This is a genomic window from Algoriphagus sp. 10J20-15 (genome assembly GCF_055809615.1).
Window position 1 is genome coordinate 20,549 of the sequence record NZ_JBVVUG010000047.1, and the last position, 18,872, is coordinate 39,420.

Genomic DNA, 18,872 nt, shown 5'->3' on the forward strand with positions numbered 1-18,872 from the left:
ACATTTTTAGCTGCTAAGTTCACGAAGGTCGCACTGCTGACTTTTTCTAATTTAGCCGAATGTTCCTTTAGCATTGGAGTCTGTCGACTGATCACTGAGACTTATTGCTGATGACTTTTTACATCAAACCTTCCACTTAATTATCCTTGTTGGCAAGGGAATTGCTAATTTTTCTTAAAATCCTTCGTTACTAAGCTTACTAAACCAAAAAATACTACATCATGAAAAAACTTATTCTTTCTCTGGCTCTGTTGGCATTTGCGCTAACTGGCTATTCGCAGGGCTTTTCTCTAGGTCCCAAAGTTGGGCTAAGCCAAACAAACCTGAACTTTAAAAAGGATCAATTTAAAAACGGTGATTCCAAATTTGGTTACCATGTTGGTTTATTCGCTAGAATCGGCCTTGGTCCACTTTATTTGCAACCTGAGGTGCTGTATACGCAAACACAAGGGCAGTTTTCCTTTGATGAGGGGGTCGGGGCAATTGACCAATATGAAGCGGATTTTAATCGTGTGGATATTCCAGTGATGGTTGGCTTTAAGATGTTTAATCTTTTGAGGATTCAAGCTGGCCCAATAGCTAGCATAAATGTGAATTCTGAGCTGAAAGATGCAGGTAACACGATTCAGGATGTAGAATATGATGATGCTACTATTGGATATCAAGCTGGTCTAGGTTTGGATATTGGCAACCTGATTATTGATGCTAAGTACGAGAGTTCTCTCAATAGCTTCAGTAGCAATGTGGGGAATTTCAGTACTGATCAACGGACGAACCAGTGGATCCTTTCGGTGGGTTTCAAATTATTTTAACCTCACTGGAATGGACCTTAAAAATCCCGATTGATGAATTTCAATCGGGATTTTTTATGGGGTTATTTTTCAACTAATCTTGTTTTGTAAATCACCGAATAGTCGTTTTCCGCCTCCGAGAAATTAAGTGAAAACCAGATTTCGTCTTTTGTGATGTATTTATTCAGATTGCCTAATATTTCTGGTTTGGAGATAAGTGTGCTGATGCTTGTTCCATCAAAAAGTACTTTCCCTTGTGTATTGAATTTACTGCCTTCGTCAAATATTTTATTGATGTCTCCTCCAGCATTTGAGTTGGCTTCCTCATAGGCTTCATCGGACAAGCCGGCCAAGAAATCAACTAAAAAGAGATTGTCCTCTACTGCGATAATGCTATTGATCGTCCCAAGAAAGAAGTCTCGAATATCAAATGAATTTTCTTTACTGTTTTCTTTCGGCACCTTTTCTATAAATGAAGTCAAGGGAATTGATTTTACGGAGTTTGGAGCACTAGTCGAGTCGAGCTGATCAAAAGCGTATCCATAGATTTTTGGCTCATTTCTGAAATTTATAAAAAGTGAGTCTTCTGTAGCACTTAAGTTCAAGTGGAAGTTCAGCAAAGGATAGGACTTCTCAGTACTGCTGAATTTTGATGCTTTCGGGAAAGGGATTAGTGGAGAATATGAGCCTGTTTCTAAATCTAACACTTCAAGCTGCTTTGAGTTTTGTTGAAATTCTACACCTTGGGGTCCAAATTTTTCAGCATGACGTCCAGTGAGATTGGTGTAAAATTTATTGTCATGGATCACACTGTTATTGGCTCCACCTATGATCAAACTGACTGAAGAAATAAAGTCTGGTTCGTAGTTTTTTAGTAATTCACCTTCCAGATTATAGGAATAAACCCCTCTCGAGGTCGGGATAAGGAATTCAGAATTGCTTGAAAATTTGGCGATTCCAGTTCGGTTTCCCGCATAGTTGTTTGGGCCTTCACCTTTAAGCATGTAATAGTGAAGAATTTCCCCATCTGAATTAGTCACGAAAAGCGTGTCAGTATTGGAGTCAGAGAGCAAAAATGTAGTTCTGTCCGGACTAATATCCATCAAGGTGAGATTCCCGAGATAGTCCACCACGAGCGAATCATAGATTTCAAACTCTAACGCTTGTTCTGAAAGCGGCGTGGAGGTTTGGGTTTTTTCTTCTTTACCTGAGCAGGCTAATGTGAGCGCAAAAAGGGCGAGGAGGCATAGGTGGCTTAGGTTTTTCATTTTTGTACCAATTGAAGCTTATAAAAAGTTAAATAATCCTGCTCTTCACCTATGTACTCGTCGTTTCGGAGGGCAAAAAACGGGTCGGTAGGATTCTCTATAGCAAAGATTTGCTTAACTTTTTTAGGAATTGGAACCTCATTTGACCATCCTTTTTCAGCGTCATACATTTTGAAATAGGATTGGTTTAATTCTGCTAATCTAGGGAAATCCTCAGGGAACGTGAAGTTCTGTGAGCCGAAAACATCCTCTGAAATCCCTTCTGAATAGTGGACTACAAGGTGTTTCTGATTTGCAAATACTCCAAAAATATTTCCTTCGACCAATTTTTCGTAGCCATAATTTTCGTATTTATCTTTCAACTCCGGGGCTTCAATAAATTTCGAAGGGTTAAGATCTAGGGTCCCTATGTGCTTCCCGGAGTCAAGCAAGTTAAATCTGTGGATCTTGGGTTCGTTGTTGAAGTAGAGTAATAAGTCATTTTCAACTGTCGTAAATGATATAGAAGGCCTTTCGTAGAGTAAGCCCGTACTGAATTTTGAGGTTTCAGGAGTTCGGATTAGGGGACTGCTTTCTCCAGTGGCAGGATTAAGCATTTCCAGCAAGAAATAGTCTCTTAAATAATTTTCTGTAAAAGGTCCCACTTCATCTCTTCCTGTATAGTAAAGAATTATTTTATCCTGCCAGAACTCGAATGATTTCGCATCCATCAGGCCCCCAAAGGATTGGGATGCAAATGGCATTTCGATTTTTCTTTTCACAGATAGATCTTCGTTCAACTCGAAATAAGGGCCATCGTGGCCTCCTATATAAGGATTGCCATCTGGATCAAATTTGATAGTAGAAATAAAAGAAATTGAATTTGGGCCGTCTTTGGGAAATGCTTTGGTGGAGAGGACCTGTCCTCTATAATCGATTTTGATTAATGTATTCGCGGTATAATCATATAGCAAACCCATTCCATCTCTAAAATCTCCAGTGGAAATATTTCCCATATAATCCACCTGAGATAGAATCAAGAACTTGGAGTTCCCATTTAGTTGAAGTTTCAGATGTTACTTTTTCGGATTTTTCTGAGGAGGAACAGCTCAGAAAGCTGTAAGCTAAAAAGGCAATTAAAATGTGTCTGTAAATCATTTTTTAGTTAGTTTCATTTTATAAATTCTTAAAAAATCCTCTTCTATATCCGGATCTCCAAGTCGTTGGAACCATGCAAAACCTCCTCCGCTGGCATAAGTTTGGCCTACGGTGTTGGTAGGTAGCGGCAAAGTTCCTAGATAATTAAGATCAGCTAAATCATACACTAGTGTTCCTTTCGAAACTTCCTCTTCTATTTTTAAAGACATAGCTCTGGCTTCCTCTTCTTTTCCATCCATCCACAAAGCCTCAACCTCCTTAGACTTAACTGGATCCCTTCCAGAATAGAAATTCAGTAACAGCAAATCATCAAGAATATGAATATTTCTAATCGCTGCAGTGCCTCCCCGGTTTTCAATTTTCCCATCCTTGAATTTTTCCCGTTCCTTTCCTTCAGGTTTAAGAAATCCAGGAATATTTAGCTGAATAACAGTATCAAGCTTTGCGGCGGCGGTACTTAGCTGGTAAACATAAAGCTGGGGGTCTCCGCCGTGTACCACATATAATGTTTCTCCATTGGCTTCGTATGCAGGACTGTAGTCACTTGGGTTAAACCCTTTTCCATTCAAAAAATGACTTCCTTTCTCAAAAGGAATAATTTCAGTCATGGTTTCGTTCGCCACATCCACGAGCTCCAATGCCCGATATTCTTCGTAGAATTCCTGCTCGCCCGGAAAGGAATTGTCTGGACGCACTGATATTGGAAGGAGATAAGTTTTATCGCTAATAGTAGCTGATTCGAGTGATTTTCCTATAATAGTGCGGGACGATAACGTGCTCAATGATTCAGGATGAGATATTTTTTTTACCATAGTTCCGTCCAAATCATAAATGAATAAGCCATTTGCTCCAAAGACAGCTAACTGATCCTCCCCATAGAAGCCTGGGGATTCGAGTTTAAAGCCATAAACATCTGGAGTATCTCCTTCTTCTTTAGAAAAAGTGTGGATAATCTTTCCTTCAGCATCCGTAATAATTATTTCATTGCTTGGGAAATCGAAAAAAATCAATTTGGAGCCCTCTGAACTAACATCTGTAAGCATAGGAATTCCAAGGTATTCTAGATCCAAGGAGTCCGCCAGTTCCCAGTGAAAAGTTGAAATTGTTGGCCATATGACTCTTCAGTAGTATCTGAAGAAGAACAGGAGGAAAAGAGTAGAATAAGAACTGGTAGGACAAGTATTTTATATCTCATTTTTCAGTCAATTTCATTTTATAAATTCTTAAAAAATCCTCTTCAACGTCTGGATCGGGTGTTCTTTGGAAATAGAGAAAGTTGTCATCTGCCATGAAGCCACTTGGATTGATACCAGTAGGGAAACTCAGAGTTCCGAGGTAGTTTAAGCTCTTTTCATCAAAAACAAGTATGCCTGGTTTGGTTTCAGAAGCCGCTTTATTGTAAATCGCCTCGCCCTCCTCTTCCTTCCCTGTGCTCCATAGAGCCCTAGCTTCTTCCATGATTTTTGGATTTATGCCTGGGTAGTAGTGGACCAGTACTTTCCCGTCCTGAATCAAAATATTTCTGATAGCTGCTGTGCCTCCATTGATGGTGACATTGCCTGGAGAAAACTCGCTTCGAGGAAGCCCTTCCACCTCATAAAAATCTGGAATCGCCAAGTGAATGGCTGTGTCGAGTTTTGCTTCTTCTGCCGAAAAGTCATAAATATAGAGGGTTGGGTCTGAGCCATGGGAGAGATATAATTTTCCGTTCCTTACATGGAACGCAGGAGCATAATCGCTTTGCACGTAGCCCATACCGTCTAGGAATTTGGTGTCTGCTTCAAAGGGCCCAAAGTCCTGCATTTCCCCAGTTTCTAAATCTACCAATTCGACGGCTTTGTAGGTGTCGTAAAATTTTTGCTCTCCTGGATAGGTGTCTCGACTTCTAAATGACTTGGTCATCAAGTATTCTTTCCCTTCAAGTCTGACTATTTTTGCCGTTAATCCTGGCATTGACATGGATCCTGCACTTCCCATAGCTTCAGCGTGATCGATTTTTTTGATCATGTTGCCATCCAAGTCATAGATGAAAATCCCTCTCATACCAATGAGGATCACCCGGTCTTCACCCCAAAGAACTGGCAATTCCAGTTTGAACCCATAGGCATCAGGCGTATCTTCTTTTTTGGAGAATTGACCAAGGATCTCTCCATTTGAATTTGTTATAATAGTCTCGCTAGAGGGAAAATCGAAAAAGGAAATAAGGCTGCCCTCCTTGTTTACAGAAGCCATCAAAGGATTGCCGAGGATTTCTAAATCTAAGGAGTCAACCATATCTATGGAAAGTTCAATTGGAGCTACTTCTGTAACAATTTCTTTTTCCTCACAGGAAAAAAGGCCAAATGAGCTAAATAGAAGTAAGATTAATAGGCTTTTACGCATTTGAATACGGTTTGTGGATTAAATGAATAAGATAGTAGTTAATCAGTTGACACCAAAAAAAACTCAGCCTGATTGACTGAGTTTTGTAATATTTGTTACTAAAAGTAAAAGTTATTGGTCTCCTTTTAAGTGACTTACAGGCCAATGCTGTTGATGTCCAATAGGAATTATTCAATTTGGCTTTTTACATAAGGCCAAATCGTCTCAAATACAATCTTATGACCTTCCTCAGTTGGGTGAATGCCATCAGGCAGATTTAATTCCGGGATTCCTCCTGACGTCTTCCAAGAGAAAAGGAATAAGGGTAACATCCTTCTCTTCTGCTACTGCAGGGTACATGTTGGTAAACTCAGTTGCATAATCCTGCCCCATATTTGGTGGAATCTGCATACCTGCCAAAATGATTTTGGTATCAGGGAATTTTGATCTGACTTTATCTATAATTTTTAACAGGTTGCTTTTTGTCTCTGTAAGCTTGATTCCTCTCAAACCATCGTTTCCGCCAAGTTCAAGGATGAAAACATCTGGCTTGTCCTCTAGAAACCAGTCCAATCTGCTTAGTCCGCCAGCAGTAGTTTCACCGGAAAGTCCTCCGTTGATCACTCTATAGTTCAGTCCCAAGCTATCAATTCTTTGCTGGGTCAATCCTGCAAATCCGTCTTTAGGGTTAATTCCGTAAGCAGCTGTGAGATTATTGACAACTAGAGTCTTTAGAAGAAGAACTTACAGAGCGTGAAGTAATAGAACAAAGTACAAGTTCATTCAAGATCAAATCCGCTTCTAACTCAGATTTGCAGCGCCTCGGACTCCAGATGCCCAAGAGGCTGGGTGTAAATGTGATTAAATCCGCACAGCTCCGCGACGCTTCAGACTTTCTTTTTGATCTGGATGATACCTCCTTACCCAAGACACCATCCCAAGAAAAACCTACACTGTACCTTTTCTAGATAAGAAAGATAGGTATAGTATTTTTAACCTAGTAATGGCATCTCAGAACACTTTTCACCAAGTATTCAATGACTTCTTTAAAGTAAAACTTGATGATTTTCTAAGAAAAAATCGAAATGCTAGCCCTGATGCAGCAAATAATTTTATAATGGATGAGATTTCAAAGGCAAAAGCTGCAATTCAAAACTTGCCTACTGGTGGAAAAATAAACAATGCAACATGGGACTAAGGTATTTTCAGGTTAAAATATTTAATGAGACTAAAAGGGTATACATACCGGGGGAGCAAAATATTTTGGGTTATATGTACCTAGATGGAAAGCCAAGTAGTGGTAAAGCGCCAGTTCAAAAAGTTACAAGTAATTCTTCATTGAAGAATTTTTATTCTGCATCTCCGGATATGGGTAGTAGGAAAATAGTGTCAACAAGAGTAATGGAGCTACTTGAAAAATATAGAACTGGTAATTTTATTTATTTAAGTTGTGCTATAATGAAAGGCTCTGAAATCATTGATTCATTTTGGATAACAGATGTGATCCATTTTGATGATCAGCAAGTTGATTTCGAAAAATCCAAGTTCGAACTTTACGAAAGCTGGGTAGAAAAGCAAGTAGAGGGTAGGGCTTTAGAATTTGGGCGTAAGCTTAATACGATTACTTTTCAGAATCTTGAAGAATTGGAGAAATATGAAAAGAATCTTAGTCACTTGAGTTACATTATTACAAGAAACCTCGTTTTAAAAAGTACGTGCAAGTTTCATCTTTTATTTCTTAGGAGCTTCGGAATTTTTGATTTCATAGTCTCAGAAGAATTAAAGAATGAGCTACAAAAGCAAATACTAGATAAGGGTATTGAATTCAAGCCATTAGAACTGTCCGATAACGAGTGGTATGGTCCCAATGGTCTGAGACAACAGTATTATAAATAAACAGAATCCAGCCCAGAGGTAATCTGAGCTGGCTATTCATTTGAAGTTAATTTTAATCCGATGAAACAAACTAGCATACCTAGTCTTGAAGAATGGGTAGATTCTGAGCCAGAACTGAATAAGAAAACTACTGAATTATTCGAATCTGACTTGCCCATAGAAGTACAGGCCAGAGAGGCACTTCATTATTTAGTACAGGTCTATGGTCTTTCTCTAACTCCACTAGAGTTAGAGAATAGGGAAGAAGAAAGCGAGGGAGATTCCTCATGTCCACCGATTTCAGTGTTTGAGCAGATCGCCCAGCTTCTTTTCGTAGATCCCGAAAATAACGATCCCCGGTATCTGGTGATTAATTCAGCTTATTTGATCAAGCACAAACTGGCTATCGATATGACCCGAGAACTGGAAGAATTTTTAGGAAAAAATGAACTCCAAGGTTTGGAGCTATCGAGGGGAAGATATTCTGACAGCCGAATTGCTTCCAGTTAAAATGGGGGAAAGCTGGTCTGAATTGGGATGTAGATTCTTTATCAAAGGCGACGTCAGCTAATGTATGATTGCATTCTTACTAAGTAGCCCAATTTTGTAACCTCTTCAAGGTAGAGATCGCTGACGATGGAATTTTGTCTGTAGGCTTTTGAAGATTATTTCACCTTTTATAAACCCAAATTCCATTTACCGACTCAAATTTGCATTCTTTTCAAAATGTAATACTCCTTAATAAGGTAAACCTTCACAAAAAGGGTCTTGGATTGAAAATTACAAAGCTTTTTCTATATAAGGCCAGATAGTTTTGAATACGATCTTATGTCCTTCCTCAGTTGGGTGAATGCCATCAGGCAGATTTAATTCCGGAATTCCTCCTACATTTTCCAGAAGAAAAGGAATAAGTGTTACGTCCTTCTCTTCTGCTACGGCAGGGTACATGTTGGTAAACTCAGTTGCATAATCCTGCCCCATATTTGGTGGAATCTGCATACCTGCCAAAATGATTTTAGTATCAGGGAATTTTGATCTGACTTTATCTATAATTTTTAACAGGTTGCTTTTTGTCTCTGTAAGCTTGATTCCTCTAAGGCCATCATTTCCGCCAAGTTCCAGAATAAAGATATCCGGTTTATCTTCCAGAAACCAATCCAATCTGCTCAATCCGCCAGCAGTAGTTTCACCGGAAAGTCCTCCGTTGATCACTCTATAGTTCAGTCCCAAGCTATCAATTCTTTGCTGGGTCAATCCTGCAAAACCATCTTCAGGATCTATCCCGTAGGCGGCAGTCAGACTATTGCCAAAGAATAGGATGATTTTTTCATCTGATTTCGTCTCCGTAGCTGCTTCTGTAGTGACTTCCGTTTGGGTGGTTTCTACTTTTTTCTCAGAACAAGAGAAAACTGACAATCCAAGTAAAAGTATTGCGGTAAAATAGAAAGAGCGGTGTAAATTGAATCGCATAGAAATCTGAATTGTGAATGGTAAAACTATATACCCAAAAGGATTTTCAGGGTAAAAGGTTCGATAAAGATTATAAGCAAGTACTTAAAATACCATCATTGTAAAGTTATTTGTCGATTTGTGGTTGGATTGTTAACTTCCACAAACTATATAGAGCAATTGCCGTTAAGCTTTTACTCAACAGCTTTCCCCCCCAAGTACAGCACATGAATATTTTATCAGTTTCAAACCTGAGTAAGGTTTATACAAGTGGCAGCAGAAAACTGACTGTCCTAGACGAGGTTACTTTTGACATTAAATCCGGTGAAATCATTTCCATAGTAGGTCCTTCAGGAAGTGGCAAAACCACTTTACTTGGACTTTGCGCCGGTCTGGACTCTGGATCCACTGGAAGTGTTGTGTTAGATGGCAATTCTCTGGAGAAGCTTTCCGAGGATCAGCGCGCAGCAGTGAGAAACCAAAGTGTAGGTTTTATTTTTCAAAATTTCCAGCTCCTGCCAACCTTGACCGCACTGGAAAATGTGATGGTTCCCTTGGAACTCAAGAAAGTAAAGATGCCCGAAAAAAGGCTCAAGAACTTCTTGATAAAGTTGGTTTGGGAGATCGAGGAACCCATTATCCCACACAACTTTCCGGAGGTGAGCAGCAACGAGTTTCTATTGCCAGAGCTTTTGCCAACGAACCGAAAATTCTTTTCGCAGATGAACCAACTGGAAATCTGGATACTGAAACAGGGGAAATGATCGAGAAATTGATTTTTGACCTGAATAAGGAAGAAGGCACCACGCTTGTTTTGGTGACGCACGATTTAGAGCTAGCGGCCAAAACGCAAAGAATCATCCATATTAAGGGCGGTAAAATACAGGAGGGAGAAGATGCCCGATTTCGGATGGATTATTAAGATGGCTTTCCGGGATTTCCGGAAAAACATCTCTCGACTTTTACTATTTGTTTCCTCCATTGTCGTGGGTATTGCTGCTTTGGTAGCAATCAGTTCCTTTGGAGAAAATCTCACTGCAGATATTAATAATCAGGCCAAAGAGCTTCTGGGAGCTGATTTGGTGCTTGAAAACAACAAGCCAATTGGTGAGCAGGCGATTGACAGTGCTGCTATACAAATGGCTTCCGAAGTCAATTTTGCGAGTATGGTTGCTTTTCCTAAGACAGGAGCAAGTCGTCTTACTCAAGTTCGTGCACTGGAAGGAGCATTTCCATTTTATGGTTTTTTAGAAACGATTCCTGCGTCAGGTGATGCGGATTTTAGGTCTGGTGGGAAAAAGGCGTTGGTAGAAAAGACGCTGATGGCTCAGTTCAACGCCGAAGTTGGAGATCAGATCAAAGTAGGAGAGGTTCTTTTCACAGTTGTTGGAGAGTTGCAAAGTGTTCCTGGGCAGACAGGAATTACCGCTTCTGTCGCACCAGCAGTTTATATTCCTAAAGCTTATTTGGAAGAAAACTGGCTTGGTGCAATACGGAAGCCGAGTGAATTACAGTCGCTACTTTCAGTTTGAAGTAGGCACGGATGTAGAAGCTTTGATCAAGCCTTATGAAGATGTATGGGAAGAAGATCGGGTAGATGCAGACACGGTGGAGGATAGAAAGAGATCTACTGGTCGGTCATTTGAAAACCTTTCAAACTTCTTGAGCTTGGTAGCCTTTATTGCACTTCTTCTAGGTTGTGTTGGTGTGGCAAGTGCTGTGAATGTATTTGTGAAGGAAAAGCTGAGTTCAGTGGCAGTTTTACGCTGTTTGGGTGTTTCATCTAGAGATGTCTTACTTATTTATTTGACTGAGATCATGATCATGGGATTGGTCGGAGCTATTCTTGGAGCTTTCTTTGGAACCTTACTTCAGTTTGTACTTCCGGCTGTTTTTGCAGATTTCCTTCCGGTTGAAGTGTCTTTTGGGATATCTTGGTTGTCAGTAGGTTTTGGTGTTATCACCGGATTGTTTGTATCGGTGTTGTTTGCTCTCTTGCCTTTACTGAAGGTCAGAAATGTATCTCCGATGGCCACGTTGCGTCCAGAAACTGGTGATTCTACTTTGCTGAAAGATCCACTACGTTGGTTAGTAATCGTAGGAATTCTAGGGTTTATCTGGGGTTTTAGTTTCTACTTATTGGATCGAGTTGATTTCGCATTTGGCTTTACCGGATTCGTGGTTTTCGCCTTCGGTATTCTCTGGGCAGTAGCTCGAGCGATCATCTGGGCTGTTAGAAAGTTTTTGCCGATCTCTTTTACCTACACCTTGCGTCAATCTTTGGCGAATTTGTACAGACCAAACAATCAAACAGTTTCCTTGATTGCTACTATTGGGCTAGGAACTGCGATGATTTCCACGCTCTTTTTTCTTCAAAATCAATTGCTGGAAGAGGCAAAATTTGCAGATAAGGAAGATCAGCCGAACATGCTGATGTTTGATATTCAAACGGCTCAGCTGCAGGATGTAAAAGCTAAAATTTTATCACGGGATCTTCCGATCATGCAGGAAGTTCCTATCGTGACGATGCAGCTAAATGAAATCAATGGAATAGACAAAAAGGAGAACGAAGAGCTTCCTGATGAAGAGGACTATTCTAGATGGTTATATAATAGAGAGTTTCGTGTTACTTACCGAGATTCGCTTATTTCTTCGGAGACATTAACCGATGGAGAGTTAATCCCAATGGGTGCAAGGGGAGACAGTGTTTTCGTTTCTTTTGAAAAAGGTTTTGCCGAAGGCAACGGAATGAAAATAGGAGATGAAGTGGAGTTCAATGTGCAGGGGCGCCCTATCAAAACCTTTATAGGAAGTCTAAGAGATGTAAAATTCAATCAAGTCTCCACCAATTTCTTGGTGTTATTCCCTGAGGGAGTTTTGGATCAGGCGCCGAAATTCCATGTGTTGATCACCAAAACCAAGAATGATAGAGAAGCTGCCGATGTGCAGGCAGAGATCGTACGGGAATTTCCAAATATCTCTATTATCAATCTAGGGGCAATTGTAGCGACGCTGGAAGAAATTTTGGGAAAAATCAGCTTTGTGATTCAGTTTATGGCTTTTTTCAGTATTGCTACTGGCATATTGGTATTGATCAGCTCCCTGATAATCAGTAAATATCAGCGGATGCGGGAGAGTATTCTGCTTAGAACTTTGGGCGCCAGCTCGGCAATCGTAAGTAAGATCAATACATTAGAATACTTCTTTTTGGGGAGTTTAGCGTCGCTGTCAGGGATTATTTTGTCCTTCGGAGCCACTTGGCTATTGAGTGAGTTTGTATTCAACATCCCATTCCGAGGAGCTTGGTTAGAAGCTTTGGTGCTTTACTTATCCATTACTGGTTTGACGATAGTCCTAGGATGGCTCAATGGAAGGAAGATCATCAATCAGCCTCCTATGGAGATATTGAGGGGGACTTAAAGTCTAAAATTAGAGATGTAAAATTTGAAAGGCTCGCAGAAATGTGGGCTTTTTTTGATCAATAATGAGGTCTGCACAAGGCTATTTCTAATTCCTCATATTTAACTCGGTACAATAGTCGATGTTTTTGGTCCATTCTTCTTGACCGCCAGGGTGGTAATTGTTCTTTATAGGAATTATTGGTTACAAGAATAAGGTTTAAATTTTTTCAGCTTGAAGAATTGCATTTATGCGTTTAATACGTTCAAGTATTATTGAAAGAGTTTCCGGTGTGCCATCCAACTCGACTATAAGCTGTAAATGACCTGCCGATTTGTTAGAATTTGATGAATTGTAATCATGATTTAGTTCTTGAATTAAATCGTTATTTAGATCTGGGATCCATTTAGTGAAATCCTCTGATAATTCTTCACCAATTTTTAAAATATAGGAAGTAGCCATGTCTGGTCTATTCATTTGGTTGTAGAGGGTTGGTCTACTTATTCCAATTTGCTCGGCAAGCTTAGTAATATTAACTCCCTTAGAGTCCAATATTTTACTTACAATATATCCTCGGTGTAGATTTTCTTTTTTCATTTATGCAAATAGAGAAATTTGTTTTCTTTAATGCAATTAAAATTTATCAATAATTTACACTATTGTATAATAATGACAAAATTTTTCCGTTTTAATGGGCTCATTTTAACTTAAAAGAGTGACGTTTCAACATGTAAAAAGAAACAGCTTATAGGGAATATTTATCTGGATAACTGCAGATTGGCTTAAAATCTAAATTAATGTGGACTGCATGACGGAAAAAGAAAAAGCCCGCTTTTCAGCGAGCTTTTGTACCCAGAGCCGGAGTCGAACCGGCACGCCTTGCGGCATTGGTGTTTGAGACCAACGCGTCTACCGATTCCGCCATCTGGGCATTCGGTAAGTCTGGCCTTACACCTGACTTGGCTCCGTCACTTGCGTAACGGGATGCAAATATGAAGAAAGAATCTTTTTTCTACAAACTCATTTTTCTACTTCTTCCAACTTTCTTGAGCTAAAGGCAATAGGTTTATCAGAAAACAGCGCTTTGGTAAATGTCCAAACTGATTTAAAAAGCTCAGAATCACGGTATTGATTCAGGTGCTCTTCGCTTTCCCAATGACTGTGTGTCAGGAAAATATTTTTAACATTTTCATCTTGCCAAAGCTCCAAATGGTGGCAACCTGGAAAATTCCGAATGGATTTCTTGTTTGCATTGAAGTTTTCCAGGAATTCATCCACCGCTTCAGGCCTGAAAGTCATTCTTACGATCCGGATTAACATTAGGGATGGAAGGTTACATACACGACACTGTCATATTTCAAACCAAGTAAATCACCTCCGTGTCCGTGATTGATCCCAATTTCTAATAGGTTCAAGCTATTGAAAAAAGCAAAACAATCGCCAGGCTCTACCCTGCGTCATATCCATTATTCAATCTGTTAACTGATTCCCTGCCAAATTCAATGGTGAATTTGCCTGGGTTTAAACTTATCGAATACTTCCTTGTTAATATTCGTGATTAGATTTCCATATCGATCTACGCGTAGTACATGTCCAGTTATATGCTCGCGTGTAGCTTTTGGATGGCGGGACATTAGCTTTCGGAAGTTTTTCAAAGGTCCACCGAAATCATGAATGGCAGCTCCACTGGCAACTTTCGCAGCGATGGGTGCCAAAATATCTTTTGTAGGAAAGGTTGAATCTTTCAAGTGTATGTCCGCAAACTGCACCATAATGCCCGGCTCATGATCCGCCAGTAGACTTAAGATCCCATTATTTGGTCCTACAAAAATGTGCTCTTCGAGCTTTACACCAATGTATCCATGGGTGATGCTGCCGGTTGTATTTAAGGATATAAGATGGACAGTGCCTTTAGGGAAGTCTCGAAATGTAGAACGCAATACAAATGCTGCATGAGCAATATCAAATGCCTCGATATTGTGAGAAATGTCGATGATGTTTAACTGTGGATTTACGGCAAGCATTTTAGCTTTTACTGCCGGTACGTAGTAATCTTTGTCCCCAAAATCTGAGAGGAATGTCACCAATGCCATAGAAGCAAGTCAATTAAAATTTATGTACTTTTGTTTAGGAGGGGTTGGAACAAAAATAGAAATTTTATTCTTCTACCTTCAACGATAATCTAATCAATAATAACAGTTTGGTCGAAAAAGTAATCACGTTAGAAAATGTTCCCTTGGCAGAATTCCTAGGCGAAGCCAATGAGAATATCAGGCAAATTGCCGCTGCCTTTCCCCAAAGCAAAATTATTTCCCGAGGTAATGAGATACGAATCCAAGGTGGAGCTCCTGAAATCCTGAGAATTAACGATGTTCTCAATCTTTTATTGGAGCATGTAGATCGCTTTGGTCATATCACTCCTGAGAATGTCAAAGACTATTTGGACGTGGAAGGAATTCCATTTGAAGAAGCCAATCGGGATCAGGTAATTGTTTTTGGGAATAAAGGAATCGTAATCAAGCCAAAGTCAGCCAATCAGAGGAAATTGGTAGAATCTGCGATGCAGAATGACTTGGTTTTTGCCTTAGGGCCTGCCGGAACTGGTAAGACTTACATTGCAGTTGCATTAGCTGTTCGGGCTTTGAAGAATAGAGAAGTAAAGCGAATTATCATTACTAGGCCTGCTGTGGAGGCAGGAGAGAATTTAGGCTTTTTACCTGGCGATCTTCAGGAAAAATTGGATCCGTACTTAAGGCCTATCTATGACGCACTTCAGGATATGGTGCCACCGGAGAAACTTAAATATTACCAGGAAACTCGAGTAATCGAAATTGCCCCTTTGGCTTACATGCGTGGAAGGACGCTTCATGATGCCTTTGTTTTGCTGGATGAAGCTCAGAATACAACAAATGAGCAGATTAAGATGTTCTTAACCCGAATGGGGCCAAATTCCAAAGTAATAATCACTGGAGATCAAACGCAGGTGGATTTGCCGGTAAGGCAGAAAAGTGGTTTGTCTGAAGCCCTAAAAATCCTCAAGGATGTGAAAGGGATTGGCATTGTAAATCTAAGTGGTAAAGATGTGATCAGGCATAGATTAGTGAAGTCTATCATCGAAGCATACGAAAAAGATCATTATTACAAAGAACAGCAAAGGAATGAGTCTGCAAGTAGTAAAAATAACCCGTGACGATCAGCTGAAGGCTGCATATAAGATCAGAGAGCAGGTTTTTGTGATAGAACAGGGCGTTAACCCACAGGCTGAATACGATGAGTATGAAAGTCAGTGTTCTCATTTCTTGGCATGTTTGGACGATAGGCCGGTTGGTGCTGCACGATGGAGGATGACGAGTAAGGGAGTGAAGTTGGAGCGCTTTGCCGTATTAAAAGAAGTGCGTGGACAAGGCGTAGGGCAGGCATTAGTCGTCGCTGTTCTCAAGGATATTGATACTAACCCTGAGGCTAAGGATCACATAAAAGTATCTACACTTCTCAAATTTCGGCCGTCCCACTTTATTTAAAGTTTGGATTTGAAAAAGCTGGAGATATATTTGAAGAGTGTGGAATTATGCACTATAAAATGCAATTGGCTTAAGTATTGTTGCAAATTTTACAACTCATAATGGAAATATGAAATCGAGCATGGCCAAAGCGTTAACCCCTCGGGGGGTTAGAAGTTAAGCACGGTTCCTTAAGATCATAGAAAAACAATTATAAACAGATGAAAAAAATAACTTTTACTCTCACTCTTATTCTGGCATTAGTGGTTTCAGGATATTCTCAGGATGTAATGTTCCAGTAGCGGAAGCACCACTCCGGGAAATGGCGGTTTTTCAAATGAAATCCATGTTAATTTTCTTAATTTGATCTGGTTCGGATCACTGGAAGTAGGATTCGAGCGTTATTTGAGTGATGATCATTCCTTGGAATTCAAAGGATTTATTAATGATCGTTTTGGTATTAATAATGAGAAAAACGGGAAAAAGTACAAGACTAATTCTTTGCAGGCTTCAATGAATTTTTACTTTGGAGATGGTGATAATGGTAGATTCTTTCTATTTCCTTTAGCTAAACTTCGATTCGGTGATTTTGAAGAGCCTGCTGATGGTGGAGGAGTGCAGACCACGGATATGACGGCATTTATACTTGGGGCAGGAGCTGGATACAAATGGGAATTGTCAAAAAACTTCGCTTTTGGCCCTTTTGCTAGTGTAGGCAGAAACTTCAGCGATGATGTTACAGATCGCTTTAGCGGAATAGAATTTAATGCTGGTTTTAACTTGGGATATAGATTCTAAGATTTCCCATCCCATCGAATAACTATACAGAGCCCTTTTTGGGCTCTTTTTTTATGCTAAAAATTTTAACTAATACAGGTGTTTTCGGCAAACTAGCCTGTGAAAAAAGTCCTTATTCTTTAATGGTTGAAACCTTGTGCCATTTGTTTCTTTGTGGTAAAAAATGATTTTACGAAGATCAAAGTAATCAAAAAGAGAATGCGTCATTTATAGAGTTTATGCTGTTTGAAAACTAGTGATACATAAACGCTGGATTATTTTCCTTCTGTATTTTTCAAAAAAATAAAGTAAATTAATTCTTTAATTTTTTGAAGATGAGATTTGCTGACTTTCCATTTTTACGGTACCTGCCATTCATTTTGATAGGGGTTTTTATTGGCCAATCAAATTGGTCACCCAGTTTAATGTCACTGGCTCTCGCTCTTAGCCTGCTATGGTTAGGATATTTGATTGTGATGGTAAAGCTAGAAAAGGGTAAGTCTAAATTTCAGTCCAGTTATTTAGCTTATGTAGCCTTACTAGTATTTGGTGCTTTACTGGTTCAAAATAGGCTGGCTCAAACTGATTTCAATACAGAGATACTTCATTCAGGCAGCTATCTCGCTGAGGTGACGTTATACGATCAGCAGAAACCTAATTCATTTGAAAACCTGTTGGCGGTCAAATCGATTTTAGTCGACGGGGTATGGAAGGATGCTCAAGTTAAAGTCTTGATTTATCACCAAAATGAGCAAGGACTTGAGCCGGGGCAGGTTCTTCTGGTCAAGAAAAAACCGGAGCAAATCCCTTCTCCGCTCAACCCCTTAGAGTTTGATTATAGACAGTATTTGGAGAGGCAGGGGATTCACTTTCGCCAGTTTTTAGGCAAGAACTATCAGGTAGTTGATTCAGCTAGGATTAGCGTTTTTGACTACTTTTTGGTGCGTTTGAGACACGGAATCGGCGAGATGCTCAAATCCAAAATTCCCGATGAGAATTCTGCTCAAATTGCTCTAGCCTTGCTCTTGGGGCAAAAAAAGGAGCTAGATCCAACAATTAAAGAAGCCTACACTCAAGCTGGTGTGATGCATATTTTGGCAGTTTCAGGACTTCATGTTGGGATTATTTACGCCCTGTTTATTTTGATTCTCAAGCCTCTCAAATTGAAGCAGGAAAGGGCTAGGTTATATCTTCTTGTCGTCATTCTCATAATCTGGCTATATGCCTTCCTGACTGGATTGTCGCCATCGGTGGTTCGAGCTGCTACCATGTTTTCGTTGCTAACCTTCGGTCAGATGCGTGAGCGGCCTCCTTCGATTTACAATATTCTTGCTTTTTCGGCGATCCTGATGATTACTATAAATCCTAATGTGATCTATGAAGTTGGATTTCAGCTTTCGTATCTAGCAGTGCTAGGCATAGTGATGATTCAGCCTTTGATTTTGAATCTATGGTTGCCGAGGCATAAAGTTTTGGAATATATCTGGCAACTCACTTCTGTGAGTGTAGCTGCACAGTTGGTGACTTTTCCTCTTTCTATTTATTACTTTCATGTCTTCCCAACTTACTTTTTGCTAGGTAATCTCCTGATACTTCCGCTAGCTTTTGTGATCATGCAAGTCGGTGTTCCGTTGATGATGCTTGGATGGATTCCTTTATTAGGTGAAGTGTTAGGTTGGGTTTTAAGCTGGTTGATCTGGCTTCAAAATTGGATTGCTGAAGCTATACGAGTGATTCCCGGAGGGAAATTAGATAGGCTTACCATTGATTTTGCCGGAATGCTTGTGGTGTGGGGAATGCTTCTGATTATTGCGGCGTGGGAGTTTGGTTCGAAAAGAAAATTGACTTGGATAGGTTTGAGCATTTTATTTTTGTGGGCTGGTTTTCGATTCTATTCCGAACTTCAAAAACCTTCCAGAGAACTGATGATTTATCAAGGCAAGAAATCTCAGTTGCTTGATTTTTCTGTTTCTGGAGAAACTTATTCCTGGAATCAAGGTTTGGACGGAGGAGAGATCAGCTATTCTGTGGAGCCCTATCGAATTCATAATCAATTAGCTCAATTTCCAACTTCATTAATCGCACAGGAGCTAGATTCTGGGAAACTAGAATTCATTAGCGCCGGTTTTACCTTTGATCCAACACATAAAAAGCTTTGGTTTCTAGCTCCTCCAAAATTAATTTATAGTTGGTCAGAAGGTAAGTGGGTGGCGATGCAGACTAAAGACATGTTAGTGGTTGATTCCTTAGCGTACCGAATACTTTTCTGAGTTTGATTTTGCAATGCATGCTATTGAAACTAACTTGATCCCAAA

The 18,872-nt window shown here is 39.8% G+C and carries 18 protein-coding genes, 1 tRNA gene and 4 pseudogenes; 12 read left to right on the forward strand and 11 right to left on the reverse strand.

Features of this window, described 5'->3' with window-relative positions; all coding sequences use genetic code 11:
* Positions 1 to 221: 221 nt before the first annotated feature.
* Complete coding sequence (locus tag AC0L6R_RS22160) at positions 222 to 812, forward strand: porin family protein (protein ID WP_473273190.1); 591 nt, start codon at positions 222 to 224, stop codon at positions 810 to 812.
* A gap of 62 nt (positions 813 to 874) precedes the next feature.
* Here the strand turns inward: AC0L6R_RS22160 and AC0L6R_RS22165 are convergent, their stop codons facing one another.
* From AC0L6R_RS22165 to AC0L6R_RS22185, 5 genes and pseudogenes are all read right to left on the reverse strand, one after another.
* On the reverse strand, positions 875 to 2,059 hold the full coding sequence (locus tag AC0L6R_RS22165; protein WP_473273191.1) for a hypothetical protein: 1,185 nt from the start codon (positions 2,057 to 2,059) through the stop codon (positions 875 to 877).
* Complete coding sequence (locus AC0L6R_RS22170) at positions 2,056 to 3,078, reverse strand: hypothetical protein (RefSeq protein ID WP_473273192.1); 1,023 nt, start codon at positions 3,076 to 3,078, stop codon at positions 2,056 to 2,058. Before AC0L6R_RS22170 ends, AC0L6R_RS22165 begins: the two co-directional genes overlap by 4 nt.
* Positions 3,079 to 3,192: 114 nt before the next feature.
* Positions 3,193 to 4,266, reverse strand: a complete 1,074-nt coding sequence (locus tag AC0L6R_RS22175) for a hypothetical protein (RefSeq protein ID WP_473273193.1) — start codon at positions 4,264 to 4,266, stop codon at positions 3,193 to 3,195.
* 121 nt (positions 4,267 to 4,387) lie between these two features.
* A complete protein-coding gene (locus tag AC0L6R_RS22180; RefSeq protein ID WP_473273194.1) occupies positions 4,388 to 5,578 on the reverse strand; it encodes a hypothetical protein in 1,191 nt (396 codons plus the stop codon).
* 167 nt (positions 5,579 to 5,745) lie between these two features.
* Positions 5,746 to 6,274: pseudogene (locus AC0L6R_RS22185) on the reverse strand (arylesterase); the annotation flags it as partial.
* Positions 6,275 to 6,560: 286 nt separating this feature from the next.
* Here AC0L6R_RS22185 and AC0L6R_RS22190 point away from each other — a divergent pair.
* The 3 genes from AC0L6R_RS22190 to AC0L6R_RS22200 are packed head-to-tail and all read left to right on the forward strand — an operon-like array spanning position 6,561 to position 7,942.
* A complete protein-coding gene (locus AC0L6R_RS22190) occupies positions 6,561 to 6,755 on the forward strand; it encodes a hypothetical protein (protein WP_283414823.1) in 195 nt (64 codons plus the stop codon).
* Positions 6,746 to 7,453, forward strand: a complete 708-nt coding sequence (locus tag AC0L6R_RS22195) for a hypothetical protein (RefSeq protein WP_473273195.1) — start codon at positions 6,746 to 6,748, stop codon at positions 7,451 to 7,453. Before AC0L6R_RS22190 ends, AC0L6R_RS22195 begins: the two co-directional genes overlap by 10 nt.
* A gap of 60 nt (positions 7,454 to 7,513) precedes the next feature.
* Complete coding sequence (locus tag AC0L6R_RS22200; RefSeq protein ID WP_473273196.1) at positions 7,514 to 7,942, forward strand: hypothetical protein; 429 nt, start codon at positions 7,514 to 7,516, stop codon at positions 7,940 to 7,942.
* A gap of 270 nt (positions 7,943 to 8,212) precedes the next feature.
* Here the strand turns inward: AC0L6R_RS22200 and AC0L6R_RS22205 are convergent, their stop codons facing one another.
* On the reverse strand, positions 8,213 to 8,902 hold the full coding sequence (locus AC0L6R_RS22205) for an arylesterase (protein WP_473273197.1): 690 nt from the start codon (positions 8,900 to 8,902) through the stop codon (positions 8,213 to 8,215).
* A gap of 206 nt (positions 8,903 to 9,108) precedes the next feature.
* Between AC0L6R_RS22205 and AC0L6R_RS22210 the strand changes: the two are divergent.
* From AC0L6R_RS22210 to AC0L6R_RS22220, 3 genes and pseudogenes are all read left to right on the forward strand, one after another.
* Positions 9,109 to 9,554 (forward strand): annotated as a pseudogene (locus tag AC0L6R_RS22210) (ABC transporter ATP-binding protein); the annotation flags it as partial.
* 87 nt (positions 9,555 to 9,641) lie between these two features.
* Complete coding sequence (locus tag AC0L6R_RS22215) at positions 9,642 to 9,803, forward strand: hypothetical protein (protein WP_473273253.1); 162 nt, start codon at positions 9,642 to 9,644, stop codon at positions 9,801 to 9,803.
* Positions 9,778 to 12,301, forward strand: a pseudogene (locus AC0L6R_RS22220) (ABC transporter permease). The gene AC0L6R_RS22215 and the pseudogene AC0L6R_RS22220 overlap by 26 nt, the downstream one beginning before the upstream one ends.
* 58 nt (positions 12,302 to 12,359) lie before the next feature.
* On the opposite strand, the gene AC0L6R_RS22225 reads toward AC0L6R_RS22220, so the two are convergent.
* The 5 genes and pseudogenes from AC0L6R_RS22225 to AC0L6R_RS22245 form a co-directional block, all read right to left on the reverse strand.
* Positions 12,360 to 12,494, reverse strand: a complete 135-nt coding sequence (locus AC0L6R_RS22225; protein WP_473273246.1) for a type II toxin-antitoxin system YoeB family toxin — start codon at positions 12,492 to 12,494, stop codon at positions 12,360 to 12,362.
* A gap of 5 nt (positions 12,495 to 12,499) precedes the next feature.
* Positions 12,500 to 12,877 (reverse strand): hypothetical protein, encoded by a 378-nt coding sequence (locus AC0L6R_RS22230; RefSeq protein ID WP_473273198.1) that lies wholly within the window; start codon positions 12,875 to 12,877, stop codon positions 12,500 to 12,502.
* Between the two features lie 252 nt (positions 12,878 to 13,129).
* Positions 13,130 to 13,211: transfer RNA gene (locus AC0L6R_RS22235), tRNA-Leu, on the reverse strand.
* Positions 13,212 to 13,300: 89 nt separating this feature from the next.
* Entirely contained in the window at positions 13,301 to 13,600 is a 300-nt protein-coding gene (locus AC0L6R_RS22240) for a putative quinol monooxygenase (protein WP_473273199.1), read from the reverse strand.
* Positions 13,600 to 14,373, reverse strand: a pseudogene (locus tag AC0L6R_RS22245) (SAM hydrolase/SAM-dependent halogenase family protein). Before AC0L6R_RS22245 ends, AC0L6R_RS22240 begins: the two are co-directional and overlap by 1 nt.
* Before the next feature lie 107 nt (positions 14,374 to 14,480).
* Here AC0L6R_RS22245 and AC0L6R_RS22250 point away from each other — a divergent pair.
* The 5 genes from AC0L6R_RS22250 (at position 14,481) to AC0L6R_RS22270 (ending at position 18,827) form a co-directional block, all read left to right on the forward strand.
* Positions 14,481 to 15,470, forward strand: a complete 990-nt coding sequence (locus AC0L6R_RS22250; protein ID WP_283414835.1) for a PhoH family protein — start codon at positions 14,481 to 14,483, stop codon at positions 15,468 to 15,470.
* A complete protein-coding gene (locus AC0L6R_RS22255) occupies positions 15,439 to 15,801 on the forward strand; it encodes a GNAT family N-acetyltransferase (protein ID WP_473273200.1) in 363 nt (120 codons plus the stop codon). Before AC0L6R_RS22250 ends, AC0L6R_RS22255 begins: the two co-directional genes overlap by 32 nt.
* Positions 15,777 to 15,875 carry a GNAT family N-acetyltransferase gene (locus AC0L6R_RS22260; protein WP_473273247.1) on the forward strand — a complete coding sequence of 33 codons (99 nt, stop codon included), beginning with the start codon at positions 15,777 to 15,779 and terminating at the stop codon, positions 15,873 to 15,875. Before AC0L6R_RS22255 ends, AC0L6R_RS22260 begins: the two co-directional genes overlap by 25 nt.
* Positions 15,876 to 16,143: 268 nt before the next feature.
* Entirely contained in the window at positions 16,144 to 16,578 is a 435-nt protein-coding gene (locus AC0L6R_RS22265) for a DUF3575 domain-containing protein (protein ID WP_473273201.1), read from the forward strand.
* A gap of 404 nt (positions 16,579 to 16,982) precedes the next feature.
* Positions 16,983 to 18,827 carry a ComEC/Rec2 family competence protein gene (locus tag AC0L6R_RS22270; protein ID WP_473273202.1) on the forward strand — a complete coding sequence of 615 codons (1,845 nt, stop codon included), beginning with the start codon at positions 16,983 to 16,985 and terminating at the stop codon, positions 18,825 to 18,827.
* Positions 18,828 to 18,872 lie beyond the last annotated feature (45 nt).